Below are 14,440 nucleotides of genomic sequence, written 5' to 3'. Positions count from 1 at the left end.
TCAATTTTGTGATTTTACTTTTATTTTTTTTGGCGGAATTACTGAGGGCGCCAATCCCTTATCTTTCATTACGGTTATAACATGCGATTCCATTTTAAGCCTCATAAGCTTAGAACGTCCATCAACAAAAGCAGATCGCATCTCTTTAACTTCATTCTTTAATCGTGCTATTTCATAAACTTTTTTATCAGCACTATGCGAACTTGCTATCATTATTATAGCTAGCCCTGAAATGAACAAGATAAATCGCCAGTTTCTAAATGAATCATCACTAACCAAGAAAGTACCCTTTAATATGTTATAGATATTTTTCTTCATTTATAGTTTCTCTGCAATTCTAAGCTTTGCACTTCTTGCTCTATTGTTTACTTTTATTTCTTCTTTGGAAGGAATAATTAATCCATTAACTTTTTTTAGTGGTACTTCAAAATTTCCAAACATATCTCGCTCTGGCTCTCCTTCAAACATTCCATTTCTTATAAAGCGTTTCACTAATCTATCTTCGAGAGAGTGATAGGATATAAAACTTAATCTTCCGCCAACTTTTAACACTTCTGGAGTTTGCAATAAAAACTCTTTTAAAACCTCAATTTCTTGGTTGACTTCTATTCTAATAGCCTGATAAATTTGAGCTAACACTTTATTTTCATGCCTTGGTGGTAAAAATTTCCTCAACACCGTTTTCAATTGTTCACTTGTAATAATTGGTTCACTTCTTCGAAAATCGACAATTAATCTTGCCATCGCGGGAGCAGCTCTCAACTCACCATATTGCAAAAAGACTTGCCTCAACCTTTCTTCTTCATATTCATTAACCACATGAAAAGCAGATAGTTCATTCTCTTGATTCATTCTCATATCCAAATCTGCCTCAAAACGTGTAGAAAATCCACGTTCAGCAACATCAAATTGATGTGATGACACACCAAAATCTGCCAAAACTCCATCAACCTGCTTTACGCCATGAAATCTCAAAAATCGCTTTACAAATCTGAAATTCTCATGAATTAGCGTAAACCTATCATCATCAATTGTATTTTTAAGAGCGTCTAAATCTTGATCAAAAGCAAAAAGCTTTCCTTTATCCCCAAGTCGTTTTAATATTTCTTTACTGTGTCCGCCACCACCAAAAGTGACATCTACATAAACACCATCCGGATTAATATTTAGCCCATCTACGGTTTCTTTCAGAAGTACTGGATTATGATACTCCATTGTCGTCATCATCTTGTCCCATTACTTCTTCTGCTAAATCAGCAAAATCAACCGTAGCATCATCAATAGCTTGCTCATACAAATCTTTATCCCAAATCTCAATGATATTAATAGCTGAAGCCACCACAATATTTTTGGATATATCTGCAAAAACAGTAAGGTCTTTTGGAATTAACAACCTACCATTCACATCAACTTCAACCATTTTAGCACCTGCTGTAAACCTTCTGATAAAATCGTTATTCTTCTTTTTAAACTTATTCAGTTTGTTCATCTTCTTCATCAAACCCTGCCATTCTCCAATAGGATAAAGCTCTAGGCATTTTTGAAACACAGAACGACGCAACACAAAACCATCTTGCAAAATCGCAGAAAGTTGCTTTTTGATTGCAGCAGGCATCATTAATCTGCCTTTTGCATCAACTTTACAATCATATGTCCCTGTAATTAAATCCAAAGTGATTTACTGACTTTTAAACGTTTAAGTTTCAAATATATTGAAAAATATCCCACATTCTACCACTAAATACCACTTTGTTAATAAATATTCTATTAAGATTGTTTTTAATCCGATTTTTTTATTGAACAACTCCCACCAACTCTAATAAATCTTGAATTAGAATTTTAAATTTGAAAAGATTTAAATTGTTGATATTTTCTTTTGTTTAACATCTTAAAATTTCAATTAAAAAAATCACTTTTTAAGCTGAAAACAATTATTATAGTAGAAATATGAATGAAATACTTATATTTGTTTTTAACGAATGAATGACTAACCGATTAATGACGCATCGTTTAAAAAAAGAAAAAAATTACAGCTATATTGAAGCAGGTGAAGGCACACCTATAATTGTACTACATGGCCTTATGGGAGGTTTAAGTAACTTTGATGCTGTTACTGATTTTTTTAGCAAAAAAGGCTACAAAGTTCTTATCCCAGAACTCCCTATTTATAATATGTCTTTAATAAAAACCAACGTAAAACATTTCGCAAAGTATTTACATGATTTTATAGAATTTAAAGGTTTTAAAGAAGTTATTTTACTTGGAAATTCTTTAGGCGGGCACATTGGTCTTTACCACACAAAACTTTTTCCTGAAAGTGTAAAAGCACTTATTATTACTGGAAGTTCTGGCTTATATGAAAACGCCATGGGAGGTGGTTACACTAAGCGTAGTGACTATGAGGTAATTAAAAAGAAAGCACAAGATGTTTTTTACGATCCAGCAGTTGCTACAAAAGAAATTGTAGATGAAGTTTACGAAACTGTAAATGATCGTAATAAACTTATTAAAACTTTGGCTATTGCAAAAAGCGCCATTAGACACAACATGTCTAAAGACTTACCAACTCTAACCACACCAACTTGTATTATTTGGGGAAAAAACGATGGTGTTACACCACCTGAAGTTGCAGTAGAGTTTAACGAATTATTACCAGATTCTGAATTATTTTGGATTGACAAATGCGGACATGCTGCAATGATGGAGCACCCTGATGAATTTAACAAAATACTAGATTCCTGGTTGCAAAAAAGAGGGTTTTAAAATCTATCCCAAACAGAAAAACTACAAATAGAAAACTCTATTTACAAAAACATGAAAATTAAGTCTGCCGAATTTGTTGTAAGCAACTCTGATGTTGAAAAATGCCCTAAAAGCAGATTACCAGAATATGCTTTTATTGGTAGAAGTAATGTTGGTAAATCTTCTTTAATAAACATGTTAACCAGTAGAAAAAGTTTAGCCAAAACTTCTGGAAGACCCGGAAAAACTCAGCTTATCAACCATTTTTTAATTAATAAAAATTGGCACTTAGTAGATTTACCAGGTTACGGTTATGCTCGTGTTTCTAAAAGCTCAAAAAAAGTATTTCAAAAATTCATAACACAATATTTTGGCTTACGTGAACAATTAGTTACTGCTTTTGTTTTAGTAGATATTAGACATAAACCACAACCCATAGATTTAGAATTTATGCAATGGCTTGGAGAAAATGGCATTCCTTTTTCAATCATCTTCACAAAAGCTGATAAATTAAGACCAAAGGCCATTGAAAACCATGTTGAAGATTACAAAACTATTCTTTTAGAAACTTGGGAAGAGGTTCCTAATTACTTTATAACTTCATCATCAAAAGACATTGGAAGAGATGATGTCTTAAAGTATATTGATGGATTGAATGAGAATATGGAGTTGAATTAAAAACACTAACTCTTTACATCTAAAGCATCACGTAAAGCATTCCCAATCAACATAAAGGCCATTACCAAACTCATTATACATAGTCCAGGAATAATAGCTAAATAGGGCTTACCAAGAATTATATAATTGTAATGATCTTTAATCATAGCTCCCCAACTTGCCATTGGTGGTTGTGCACCAATACCAAGAAAACTCAATCCGCTTTCTATTAAAATGGCTGCTGCAAAATTAGCAGCGGAAATAACAATAACAGGCGCCATAATATTGGGTAGAATATGTTTGGTAATAATTCTAAAGTCATTATATCCAAGCGCTCTAGCTGCGGTAACATATTGCATTTCTTTGGTGCTTATTATTTGTCCGCGTACAACACGAGCCACTTCTACCCACATAGTTAAACCAACAGCTATAAATACTTGCCAAAAGCCTTTACCCAAAGCCAATGTAATTGCTATTACAAGAAGTAGTGTTGGAATTGACCATGTTACATTAATAATCCACATAATCACAGCATCTACTTTCCCTCCAAAATAACCAGATACACTTCCCATAAAAATACCAATTAGTAAGGATATAAGTACTGCCACAAAACCAATAAAAAAAGAAATTCTTGCGCCTACTAAAACACGACTTAATAAATCTCTACCATATTTATCTGTCCCGAAAAGAAAGGTTTTCTCTTGAATAAAATCCTTTGGTGAATTATTTGGAAATATATTTAATTCAACCGTTTTTTCTGCTCCTTCTAATCCATCTGAAGCATATTCTTTATACACTAAAACATCGTCCTTAATTGCATATTCAGAAATTGGAATTTCTGTATCTGTGTTTTTCCTACCAAAAAATAATTTGTCAAAACTATTTTGTTTTACCTTGATCTTTGATGGCATAGTTAACATAGTAACATTATACCCAGGCTTTTTTGAATGAATTGCTAAATGCATTTGGTTAGCATATTGCGAATCATCTGGAGCAAAAACATAAGCAAAAATTGAAATAAAACCAATTAAAACGATAAAGAAGAAACTAAAAACGCCCCAAAAGTTCTTTTTAAACTTTTGGAGCGCCAACTGTTTTAATGAGTTTGATTTATGACTCATATACGTTTTTAATTCTTTACAGAAGTGGAAGCTAATTTTTTAATTGGATAAGCTGTTTTCAAATCCTCAAGCACATTAATAGCTTCTTCAATATATACATCTTTACTTAAGCTTTGATGCCAACGCTTACGCTTTTCTGCTAAATCTGTAGTATCTTTTGCTATAAGCTCTTTTTCATATGTTGTTGAATCAAAAGTTAAGTTTGTATTATACTTAGTAATAGCATCATACTTTTTTGACTCAAGTTCATTTGCATCTATTTTAGCTTTATAATCCTTATAATTAAGAGAATAAACAGTCTCGTCAATTTTAGTTTTTACCCATTTCGCATTTTCTTCTATAAGCTTTAATTGCTCATTATTACTCATACGCTGTTTACTTTTCTCTATGGTAGCATCATAATCAAAATAATACTCCCAAGGTGTATATTCTGCAGCATCAATTTCATCATAAGGCAAAGGGTTTTCTTTATCCTTCTCACCAACATCAATAAAACTAAAACGTCCTGGAACTTTAATGTCACTCTTAACACCTTCTAACTGGACCGAACCTCCATTTATCCTGTAGTACTTCTGCCTTGTTAGCGCTAATGCTCCCATGTCTCCACTTGTATTATTTCTAAGCATATTGTTTAGATTGATAACATTCTGTACAGTACCCTTACCGTAAGTTTGCTTACTTCCAATAATTATAGCACGCTTGTAATCTTGCATTGCAGCAGCCATAATTTCTGAAGCAGAAGCTGAAATTTCATTGACCAAAATAACTAATGGACCATCCCAAGAAATAGATTTATCTCTATCTTTTAAAACTTCTTTAGGTGTATCCGTAGAACGCACTTGAACTATAGGGCCATCTTTAATAAACAAACCAGCCATATCTACAACTGTAGGTAAAGATCCTCCTCCATTGTTTCTTAAATCAAGCACCAAACCTTCCATACCTTCATCTTTTAATCTTTCAATTTCTTTTTTAACATCTTTTGCCGCATTGATATTTTTATAGTCTTCAAAATCAACATAAAAAGCTGGTAAATTTATAACCCCGAACTTTTTTCCTTCTTTTTCAACAACAGAAGATTTAGCATAGGTATCAAAAACCTCAACTATATCTCTTGTAATAGTAATATCTTTTATAGTACCATCAACTTTTTTAACCGTAAGTGTTACTTTGGTTCCTTTTGGACCTTTTATATATTTTATGGCATCATCAGTACGCATACCAACAATATCTACTGGAAATTCTTCATCTTCTTGCTTTACTTTTATAATAAGATCTTCAACCTCAAGCTCTTTCCCTCTCCAAGCAGGACCACCAGAAATAAGCTCTACTACTTTTATGTAATCCATTCGCTTTTGAAGTCTTGCACCAATTCCTTCCAACTTACCTGACATACGCGTATCAAAATCTTCTTTCCCTTTTGGAGCTAAATAATAGGTATGAGGATCAAACTCTTCAACAATTGTATTTACATATACAGCAAACCAATCTTCGCGTCTTTGATCATCAATATAATCTTCAAAATAAATATTTATAGATCTTAAAGTAGCCTCTCGAGCTTCTTTTTCAATTTGATCTTTGGATTTCATTTCATAAGAAGCGTCTTTTTCTTTTGCTCTTTTTTCTTCTTCATAGATATCATCATAATTTGAAATTGTAGAGAACTTTAATTGTTTCCTCCAGCGCTCTTTCATCCCTTTTTTATTCTTAACAAAATCGCTGTTTTCATAATTAGTATCAAAACTTTCTTCAATAGTATAATCAAAAGGTTTAGAAAGTATTTCTTTATAAATTTCTTTAGATTCTTCTATTCGTTTCTCAAAACGCTCATGAACTACATTAAAAAAAGTAATATCTGTTATTTTTAGCTGATCATCTATACTATGCTTGTATTTTTCAAAATCTTTATAATCAGACTCATAAAAATATCGTTTTACAGGATCCATAACTTCAACAAAATCTGAAAACAATTCTTCAGAAAAAGCATCATCCATAGCAATAGGATCAAAATGCCCTTGCTCAATTACGAATGTAATAATCTGAATTAGCAGTTTATCTTTATCTGGGTTACTAAATTTGTTTGAAGTAAAACTACAAGACGCAAACGCTAGTAATAGCATAAGCGATAGTATTTTATAATTCTTTTTCATAATATTAATCATGTGTTAATCTTTTTGCCTCTTATAAGCACAGCATTTATTTCACTAAAATAAAGAAAAAACCATGCCAATACTGCCAATTGCTACTAATTTTTTGTTAAAGCAAAGAATTTGAGTGTTTACAAGCGGAATTATGTATTTTAGCGATGAATTTCAACAATAATATGAGCAAAAAACCACTTATTCTTGTAACTAATGATGATGGCATTAATGCTCCGGGAATCAGAGCTTTAATTTCTGTAATGAATAGCATAGGTGATGTTGTTGTTGTTGCACCAGATAGTCCGCAAAGTGGCATGGGGCACGCTATAACTTTAAATGCAACATTATATTCAAAAGAGGTTCATTTTGATGATGGCCCACAAAAAGAGTTTAGTTGTTCTGGAACACCTGCTGATTGCGTAAAACTGGCCATAAGAGAACTGTCTGACAGAACCCCAGATCTTTGTGTTTCTGGGATTAATCACGGCTCAAACGCATCAATAAATGTTATTTACTCTGGCACTATGAGTGCCGCAATTGAAGCTGGAATTGAAGGTATTCCTGCTATTGGTTTTTCTTTGTTGGATTATAGTTGGAATGCTAATTTTGAAGCCTCAAAACCTTTTATAAAATCAATTACCGAAAATGTTTTAAAAAATGGACTGCCAAACGGTATTGTTTTGAATGTTAACATACCTAACAGTTCTTCCGAAGACATAAAAGGAATAAAAATATGCAGGCAAGCTAAAGCGAATTGGGTAGAAGAGTTTGACAAAAGAAAAACCCCTCAAGGGAAAGATTACTATTGGCTTACAGGGAAATTTGTTAATTTAGATGGAGGTGAAGACACTGACGAATGGGCACTTGAAAATGGTTATGTTTCTGTAGTTCCCTCACAATTTGATTTAACAGCACACCACTTTATAAAAGATTTAAACAGTTGGGATTTATAATATTTAACACGTTCTGAGTACATGAAAAAAGATATTTTTATAGGCATGTTTGTTGGTTTAGTAGCCAACGCTATTGGTTTATTTTTAGCAGCAAATTTATTAGGCAAAGGTGATGATTTCACTGTAGTTATAGATGCAGCTGCCAAAGAAGGTTTTCTTGGAAAGCTTATTAGCCTAGGTGCTATTTTAAACCTTATAGCCTTTTTTATTTTTATCAGGAAAAAACAAGATTATCGTGCAAGAGGCGTGTTATTAATTACTGTTTTTATAGCTGTTTTTACTTTTATTTTTAAACTCTTTTAATTTTTCACCCTCTCGTGCGTAGTAGAGAGGTTTTTACTTTAAGTAAAATGAATAGAAAGGTTTTACTGCGCTAAACCTGACAACAAGAAAATGAAGTACTACATTGTAGCAGGAGAAGCATCGGGCGATCTACATGGCTCTAACCTAATGATGGCATTACAAAAAATTGATGCTAATGCCAAAATTAGATTTTGGGGTGGAGATTTAATGCATGCAGCTGGAGGCGCACTTGTAAAGCATTACAAAGAACGTGCTTTTATGGGTTTTATTGAAGTTATTATGAACCTCAATAAAATTTTTAAAGATATTTCTTTCTGTAAAAATGATATTTCAAATTTTAATCCTGATGTTATTGTTTTTATTGATAATTCTGGTTTCAATCTCCGCATTGCAAAGTGGGCAAAACATGAAGGGTTTAAAACAAATTATTATATCTCACCTCAAGTATGGGCGTCTAGAGCAAGTAGAATTAAAGCTATAAAACGAGATATTGATGCTATGTATGTTATTCTACCATTTGTAAAACCTTTTTACAAAAAGCATGGATACGAGGTTACTTTTGTTGGACACCCTTTAATTGATGCCATAGCAAATAGAGAACAAGTTGACGAATCTAAATTTAGAGAAGAACATAAGTTAGGAAACAAACCAATTATAGCTTTACTTCCAGGAAGTAGGAAACAAGAAATAACAAAAATACTATCTGTAATGCTAAGTTTGGTTGAAAATTATCCAGACTATCAATTTGTTATTGCTGGTGCACCAAGTCAAGATTATAATTTTTATGAAACTTTTATCAAGTCTTTTGATATAAAATTTATTTCAAATAAAACTTACGACTTGCTGAGTATATCCTCGGCAGCATTGGTAACATCTGGAACTGCAACTTTAGAAACCGCTTTATTTAAAGTGCCTCAAGTAGTTTGTTACAAAGGCAGCACTATTTCTTATCAAATTGCAAAACGTATAATAACTTTAAAATATATTTCGTTAGTTAATCTTATTATGGATAAGGAGGTAGTTACTGAGCTTATTCAAAACAACTTCAATAAAAAACGTTTAAAACAAGAGTTAGATAACATACTAAATCCTGAAACTCGAAAACAATTGTTTCTAGACTATTATGAATTAGAAAAAACTTTAGGAGGGAAAGGTGCAAGTGAAAAAACTGCTAAATTGATTTATGAGTCTATTATATCTTAAAATGAATCGATTTCTAATAATTCTTTTATTACTTGTTAGCTTTAGCAATTGTAAATCTTCTAAAAACGCTAAAAAAAAGAGAGTCTCTTCTACAAAAATTGTAACAAAAAAAAGTAAAGAAACAGTTACTGAAACCAGAAACAAAACTATTATTAAAGCTCCTTACGAAGAAGGGAATTCAAAAAAATCTAAAGCAGATTTTATCATTAATTACGCAAAGCAATTTGAAGGTGTTCGTTACAAATGGGGAGGAACAACAATATCTGGAATGGATTGCTCTGGTTTAATTTACGAATCATTTAAATCTTATGGTATTGTATTACCAAGGGTTTCTAGAGATATGGCAAAAAAAGGAAATAGAATTAAACTCAAAAATGTACACAAAGGTGATTTGTTGTTTTTTAAAACTGGAAACAGACGAAACTCCATAAATCATGTAGGCTTAATTGTTGATATTCGGAATAATGACATTAAGTTTATTCATGCCACTTCAAGCAAAGGTGTAATCGTATCTGGACTTAACGAAACCTATTGGCTAAAAGCATTCCATGAAGCAAGGCGTATTTTATAAGATATTTTATATCTTTCAGAAGTATGCGCTTACTCAATTTCACTATAATTAAATTAACCATTTGCCTTGTTCTAGGTATTATTATTGGGTATTTATCCAAGTGTTCGCTAGAAACCTCAACCATACTAACCAGTATCTTTTTATTAGCTCTTTTAGTTTTTTATTTAATTGCTAAAAATCAATTTATAAAATCTATTTGGTTTGGAGCTTCTACTTTTTTAGTAATGATTTCAATTGGTATACTAACAACTAGTTTTCATAATCAAAAAAACTTCTCAAACCATTATACTCAAATTATTTCTATTGAAAAAGACAGCTTAAAAACTATTGCATTCAGAATTAGAGAAGTACTAAAACCAGGTAATTATTATGATAAATATGTTATTGATCTTTTAAAAATTAATGATAAAGAAGTAACAGGAAAAACACTTTTAAATATTCAAAAAGACACCTTACAACCTGCTTTAAAAGTAGATGGTATTTATATAAGTAGAACAGATTTTAAAAATCTAATACATCCATTAAACCCGCATCAATTTGATTATAAAAACTACTTAGAGAAAAAATATATTTACCACCAACTTTTCACATCTAACGAAGCCTTATTAACTACTAAATATAAAGCAAAAACTCTTTTTGGAATTGTCGATAATATTAGGCAACATATCAACAAAAAACTAAAACCATATCATTTTAAATCTGACGAAATTGCTATAATTAACGCACTTTTATTAGGGCAACGTCAAGATATCAGCGAAGAAGTTTATACCAGTTACACTAATGCAGGAGCCATACATATTCTTGCTGTATCTGGGTTACATGTTGGTATTATTTTACTCATATTAAGTTTCATGTTTAAACCTTTAGAACGGTTTAAACATGGTAAACTAATAAAAACTATACTACTAGTAAGCATCTTATGGAGTTTTGCTTTAATAGCTGGATTATCTGCCTCTGTAACTAGAGCTGTAACTATGTTCAGTATTGTAGCTATTGCCTTAAATCTAAAAAGACCAACAAACATATTCAATACGTTAGCCATAAGTATGTTTGTTATTCTTCTTTTTAAGCCTTTGTTTTTATTTGATGTAGGCTTTCAGTTAAGTTATTTAGCGGTTTTTGCTATTGTTATTATAGACCCTTATTTATTCAATCTATGGAAACCAAAAAACAAAATCATTAAATTTTATTGGCACACATTTACTATTACCGTTTCAGCACAGTTTGGTATTATTCCTGTAAGTTTATATTACTTCCATCAGTTTCCTGGTTTATTTTTTATATCAAATTTAGTTATCATTCCATTTCTTGGGTTAATTCTAGGCTTAGGTATTTTTGTAATTCTTTTAGCTGTTTTAAATATACTCCCTCAATTTTTAGCAAATAGTTTCGGTTATGTAATTAGCGGAATGAATAGTTTTGTGGGTTGGGTTTCAAAACAAGAAGCTTTTTTATTTAAAGACCTCGCTTTTAGCATTCTATATGTAATCGTTTCTTATTTTCTAATTATATCTTTTTTTCGACTTCTATTTAAAAGAAATTATTCAAACTTAAGACTGTTTTTAATTTCGGTACTTGTTTTACAAGGTGCAGTTTTATACACTAAATATAGTCAACCAAAAAATGAGTTTATAGTATTCCATAAAAGCAGATATAGCTTAATAGGAAATACGACAAATAACAAAATTATAGTCTCCAATGATTTTGACAGTATTACCAAAACAAAAAACAAAATAATTACTGATTATAAAGTTGGAAATGATATTAAAGCTATTGAAGAGCAACCATTATCTTCAATCTACAAACTAAACAACAAAAGCATATTAGTTATTGATAGTCTTGGGATTTATAATATAAATTCTTTTAAACCAGATATGATACTGCTTAGACAATCACCTAAAATCAACTTAAACAGATTGATTGATTCGCTAAAACCAAAACAAATTATTGCTGATGGAAGTAATTACAAATCACATATAAATAGGTGGGAAACTATATGTTTAAAAAGAAAAATCCCTTTTCATCAAACCAGTAAAAAGGGCGCTTTTATTATAAACTATTAATCTTTTTTATATTGTTTTTTTGACAATATTATCTGCTACTTCTAGCCATTTACTTGCTCCTCCTCTAACATAACCAGTTTTCCCTAAACTATTTAAATTCATTTTTCCGTCTGGCATTTTTTCAGGATTTACAAAATATACTGAAGGATAACCTCTAACTTTAAACATGGCTTGAATTTGTCTATTTTGAGCTTTAATAGTTTCATCTTGAGGAGTTCTTCTAGGAAAATCTAGTTCAACCAAAACTAAATCATTAGACCACTTTTCAAAATCTGAAGTTTTAAAAACTTCATTTTGTAATTTGATACACCAACCACACCAGTCTGAACCTGTAAAAAAGAGCATCACTTTCTTGTTCTCTTTTACTGCTATTTCAAGTGCTTCATTAATATCTGTATGCCAAATCATTTTCTCTTGCGCAAATGAGTTAGCCGAAATTAATGTTGTTATTATAAGTGCAAATATGATTTTTTTCATGTGTGATTTTTATAAACTAACCTTTAAATTCAGATTTAAAAGCATTGTAATATTCGTTAAATTTTTCTTGGGTATCTAATGTTTTATGCTCATCTGCATTAAACATTTTTAAATACAACTCCATTTGAGAAACATTTTTATAACCCACTAACGGAAAAATCAAATTCCCTTTTTCGTCTAAAAACATTATTGTTGGATAAGATCTAACTTGAAAATAACGTGATAATTCATGAGCCGAATTTCTTCTATTAGCTAAAGCAGGATTGTAATTTGGGTTGGAAAATTTTTTACCATTATAATTAACTACTTCATCTCCTTCTCCATTAAACTTTACAGCATAATAATTAGCATTTACATAATTGGCAACATCTTTATTTTGAAACGTGTTTTTATCTAGCATTTTACATGGTCCACACCAATTGGTATAAACATCTACCATAATCTTTTTAGGGTTCTTCTTTTGCAAAGCAATAGCTTCATCAAAAGTAACCCAATTAATCTTTTGTGCAGAAGCATTAAAACTCACAAAAACTAATGTAAATATTAAAAGTATAGTCTTTCTCATAATCAACTAAGTTGCAAATCGTATGCCGAACTTACAAAAAAAGCACCTAAACAGGTGCTTTTTCAATATTTTTTAACTTTTTATTCGATTAACGTACACCATGCATAAGCTTTTTTATTAATGGGTTTAATACTAAAAAGATTAAACCAACAGCACCAGGAATGACCGTAAATATTAAAAAAAAATGTGACATTGAATATTGTTCAACAATAGTGTCGATATATTTTCCAATAGTACCTGCAGTAAGATTACCAATAAAGTTTACCAAATACCAAACACCAAACATCATCCCAATTTTCTTTGCTGGCACTAGTTTAGAAACATATGAAAGTCCTACTGGTGAAACACACAATTCTCCCATAGTATGAAATAAATATGCAATAATTAACCATATTAAACTTACTGAAGCTGTTTTTGCACCTTGGGGAATTGAGCTTGAACCATAAGCTAAAGCAGCAAATCCTATTCCAAGAAGAATCATTCCAATTCCAAATTTTACAGCAGCAGAAGGGTTATATTTACTTTCCCACCATTTAGAGAATAATGGCGCTAAAAAAATTATAAAAAGTGAATTTAAAATTAAAAACCAAGAAGCTTCTATTTCTGCATTTTCTTTTAGTATTATAATACTTAATTTCCAAATCACAATAGCCCAAATACTTAAAAAACTAATACCTAGAATGATATTAGAAAGAGAAATTCTTTTAAAGGTTTGTCCAAACAATTTAAATAAAACCCAAGAAATGATTATCAACGGAACAGTAGATACTAAAACATCTACAATTTTAAAAATAGTAGCTGCATTCCCTTCTAAAGTTCGCTGTGTATAGTCACTTGCAAAAATAGTCATTGAACCACTAGCCTGCTCAAATGCAGCCCAAAAGAAAACTGTAAAAAACGCTAAAAGACCAACAACAATATATCTATCTCTTTGAACATTTGAAGGAACTTTTTCTTCTGTTTTTTCATCATTTATATTTGGTCCAATTTTTTCAATAGCATCAGATAAATCTACTTTTTCAGAAGGTTGTTTTCCAACATTTTCAAAAATCTCTTTACCAAACCAAAACTGTAAAGTTCCTAAAAACATAAAAATTCCTGCTAACCCAAATCCCCAAGAATAACTCAGATTACTTGCTAAAAAACCACAAAGTAAAACACCAAGAAAGCCTCCTGCATTTACACCCATATAAAAAATAGTATAAGCCCCATCTTTCCTATCAGGATATTTATCATACAAACCACTAACTATAGATGTAACATTAGGCTTAAACAAACCATTACCAATTATTAATAACCCTATTCCAATATACAATGTAGCTTCCGTCTCTAAAGACATTGCTGCGTGACCTAACGTCATTGCTAATGCCCCTAAAGCAACTGCTTTTTGATATCCTAATAATTTATCAGCTATAATACCTCCAAGTAAAGGAGTTAAATAAACTGTACTTGTATAAATTGCTAATAATCCAACAGCTCTTTCATTACTCCAATCCCAACTTTTTACAAGGAATAAAACAAAAATAGCACGCATTCCATAATAAGAAAAACGCTCCCACATCTCTGTAAAGAATAATACAAACAAAGCAGGTTTATGACCTAATAAACTAAACTCATTGGAACTAGATGTACTCATAATTTATT

Annotated in this window: 15 protein-coding genes; 7 read left to right on the top strand and 8 right to left on the bottom strand. The window is 31.0% G+C overall.

Features of this window, described 5'->3' with window-relative positions:
• From DIS18_RS13160 to mraZ, 3 genes are read right to left on the bottom strand one after another with little or no spacing between them, the layout of a single operon-like run.
• The gene (locus DIS18_RS13160) at nucleotides 1-318 is read right to left on the bottom strand and encodes an FtsL-like putative cell division protein (protein WP_109353550.1); all 318 of its coding nucleotides are present in this window, start codon (nucleotides 316-318) and stop codon (nucleotides 1-3) included.
• Entirely contained in the window at nucleotides 319-1,227 is a 909-nt protein-coding gene (gene rsmH / locus DIS18_RS13155) for a 16S rRNA (cytosine(1402)-N(4))-methyltransferase RsmH (RefSeq protein ID WP_109353549.1), read from the bottom strand.
• Entirely contained in the window at nucleotides 1,202-1,672 is a 471-nt protein-coding gene (gene mraZ / locus DIS18_RS13150) for a division/cell wall cluster transcriptional repressor MraZ (RefSeq protein WP_109353548.1), read from the bottom strand. The genes rsmH and mraZ overlap by 26 nt, the downstream gene beginning before the upstream one ends.
• 326 nt (nucleotides 1,673-1,998) lie before the next feature.
• Here mraZ and DIS18_RS13145 point away from each other — a divergent pair, with 326 nt between their 5' ends.
• Both DIS18_RS13145 and yihA read left to right on the top strand, forming a co-directional pair.
• Entirely contained in the window at nucleotides 1,999-2,763 is a 765-nt protein-coding gene (locus tag DIS18_RS13145; RefSeq protein ID WP_109353547.1) for an alpha/beta fold hydrolase, read from the top strand.
• A 51-nt stretch (nucleotides 2,764-2,814) separates the two neighbouring features.
• Nucleotides 2,815-3,420, top strand: coding sequence for a ribosome biogenesis GTP-binding protein YihA/YsxC (gene yihA, locus DIS18_RS13140; protein WP_109353546.1), 606 nt, complete (start codon nucleotides 2,815-2,817; stop codon nucleotides 3,418-3,420).
• A 5-nt stretch (nucleotides 3,421-3,425) separates the two neighbouring features.
• Here yihA and DIS18_RS13135 read toward each other — a convergent pair whose 3' ends face one another.
• Together DIS18_RS13135 and DIS18_RS13130 are read right to left on the bottom strand one after the other, a co-directional pair.
• Entirely contained in the window at nucleotides 3,426-4,520 is a 1,095-nt protein-coding gene (locus DIS18_RS13135) for an ABC transporter permease (protein ID WP_109353545.1), read from the bottom strand.
• An 8-nt stretch (nucleotides 4,521-4,528) separates the two neighbouring features.
• On the bottom strand, nucleotides 4,529-6,670 hold the full coding sequence (locus tag DIS18_RS13130; RefSeq protein ID WP_109353766.1) for a carboxy terminal-processing peptidase: 2,142 nt from the start codon (nucleotides 6,668-6,670) through the stop codon (nucleotides 4,529-4,531).
• Nucleotides 6,671-6,843: 173 nt separating this feature from the next.
• Here DIS18_RS13130 and surE point away from each other — a divergent pair, with 173 nt between their 5' ends.
• From surE to DIS18_RS13105, 5 genes are all read left to right on the top strand, one after another.
• Nucleotides 6,844-7,614, top strand: coding sequence for a 5'/3'-nucleotidase SurE (gene surE, locus DIS18_RS13125; RefSeq protein ID WP_109353544.1), 771 nt, complete (start codon nucleotides 6,844-6,846; stop codon nucleotides 7,612-7,614).
• A gap of 21 nt (nucleotides 7,615-7,635) precedes the next feature.
• Nucleotides 7,636-7,917, top strand: coding sequence for a hypothetical protein (locus DIS18_RS13120; RefSeq protein WP_109353543.1), 282 nt, complete (start codon nucleotides 7,636-7,638; stop codon nucleotides 7,915-7,917).
• A gap of 90 nt (nucleotides 7,918-8,007) precedes the next feature.
• Nucleotides 8,008-9,120, top strand: a complete 1,113-nt coding sequence (gene lpxB, locus DIS18_RS13115; RefSeq protein WP_109353542.1) for a lipid-A-disaccharide synthase — start codon at nucleotides 8,008-8,010, stop codon at nucleotides 9,118-9,120.
• The gene (locus DIS18_RS13110) at nucleotides 9,101-9,691 is read left to right on the top strand and encodes a C40 family peptidase (protein WP_245925705.1); all 591 of its coding nucleotides are present in this window, start codon (nucleotides 9,101-9,103) and stop codon (nucleotides 9,689-9,691) included. The genes lpxB and DIS18_RS13110 overlap by 20 nt, the downstream gene beginning before the upstream one ends.
• Nucleotides 9,692-9,714: 23 nt before the next feature.
• The gene (locus DIS18_RS13105) at nucleotides 9,715-11,754 is read left to right on the top strand and encodes a ComEC/Rec2 family competence protein (RefSeq protein ID WP_109353540.1); all 2,040 of its coding nucleotides are present in this window, start codon (nucleotides 9,715-9,717) and stop codon (nucleotides 11,752-11,754) included.
• A gap of 6 nt (nucleotides 11,755-11,760) precedes the next feature.
• Here DIS18_RS13105 and DIS18_RS13100 read toward each other — a convergent pair whose 3' ends face one another.
• The 3 genes from DIS18_RS13100 to DIS18_RS13090 all read right to left on the bottom strand — a co-directional run bounded on the left by DIS18_RS13100 (nucleotide 11,761) and on the right by DIS18_RS13090 (nucleotide 14,432).
• Nucleotides 11,761-12,231, bottom strand: coding sequence for a thioredoxin family protein (locus DIS18_RS13100; RefSeq protein WP_109353539.1), 471 nt, complete (start codon nucleotides 12,229-12,231; stop codon nucleotides 11,761-11,763).
• Between the two features lie 16 nt (nucleotides 12,232-12,247).
• Nucleotides 12,248-12,796: a thioredoxin family protein gene (locus DIS18_RS13095; RefSeq protein WP_109353538.1), complete on the bottom strand. Its 549-nt coding sequence runs from the start codon at nucleotides 12,794-12,796 to the stop codon at nucleotides 12,248-12,250.
• An 88-nt stretch (nucleotides 12,797-12,884) separates the two neighbouring features.
• The gene (locus DIS18_RS13090) at nucleotides 12,885-14,432 is read right to left on the bottom strand and encodes a peptide MFS transporter (protein WP_109353537.1); all 1,548 of its coding nucleotides are present in this window, start codon (nucleotides 14,430-14,432) and stop codon (nucleotides 12,885-12,887) included.
• Nucleotides 14,433-14,440 lie beyond the last annotated feature (8 nt).

This window comes from Algibacter marinivivus (assembly GCF_003143755.1).
Lineage (GTDB): Bacteria > Bacteroidota > Bacteroidia > Flavobacteriales > Flavobacteriaceae > Algibacter_B > Algibacter_B marinivivus.
The sequence above is the reverse complement of the archived record's forward strand: the minus strand, read 5'-3'. Positions and strand labels throughout refer to the sequence as shown.

Excerpts from the sequence above, each read along its gene's own strand:
- DIS18_RS13105 (WP_109353540.1), top strand. The coding sequence starts at position 9,715 with ATGCGCTTACTCAATTTCACTATAATTAAATTAACCATTTGCCTTGTT.
- DIS18_RS13090 (WP_109353537.1), bottom strand. The coding sequence starts at position 14,432 with ATGAGTACATCTAGTTCCAATGAGTTTAGTTTATTAGGTCATAAACCT.
- DIS18_RS13160 (WP_109353550.1), bottom strand. The coding sequence starts at position 318 with ATGAAGAAAAATATCTATAACATATTAAAGGGTACTTTCTTGGTTAGT.
- DIS18_RS13145 (WP_109353547.1), top strand. The coding sequence starts at position 1,999 with ATGACGCATCGTTTAAAAAAAGAAAAAAATTACAGCTATATTGAAGCA.
- DIS18_RS13135 (WP_109353545.1), bottom strand. The coding sequence starts at position 4,520 with ATGAGTCATAAATCAAACTCATTAAAACAGTTGGCGCTCCAAAAGTTT.
- DIS18_RS13095 (WP_109353538.1), bottom strand. The coding sequence starts at position 12,796 with ATGAGAAAGACTATACTTTTAATATTTACATTAGTTTTTGTGAGTTTT.
- DIS18_RS13100 (WP_109353539.1), bottom strand. The coding sequence starts at position 12,231 with ATGAAAAAAATCATATTTGCACTTATAATAACAACATTAATTTCGGCT.
- yihA (WP_109353546.1), top strand. The coding sequence starts at position 2,815 with ATGAAAATTAAGTCTGCCGAATTTGTTGTAAGCAACTCTGATGTTGAA.
- lpxB (WP_109353542.1), top strand. The coding sequence starts at position 8,008 with ATGAAGTACTACATTGTAGCAGGAGAAGCATCGGGCGATCTACATGGC.
- rsmH (WP_109353549.1), bottom strand. The coding sequence starts at position 1,227 with ATGATGACGACAATGGAGTATCATAATCCAGTACTTCTGAAAGAAACC.
- surE (WP_109353544.1), top strand. The coding sequence starts at position 6,844 with ATGAGCAAAAAACCACTTATTCTTGTAACTAATGATGATGGCATTAAT.
- DIS18_RS13130 (WP_109353766.1), bottom strand. The coding sequence starts at position 6,670 with ATGAAAAAGAATTATAAAATACTATCGCTTATGCTATTACTAGCGTTT.
- DIS18_RS13120 (WP_109353543.1), top strand. The coding sequence starts at position 7,636 with ATGAAAAAAGATATTTTTATAGGCATGTTTGTTGGTTTAGTAGCCAAC.
- DIS18_RS13110 (WP_245925705.1), top strand. The coding sequence starts at position 9,101 with ATGAGTCTATTATATCTTAAAATGAATCGATTTCTAATAATTCTTTTA.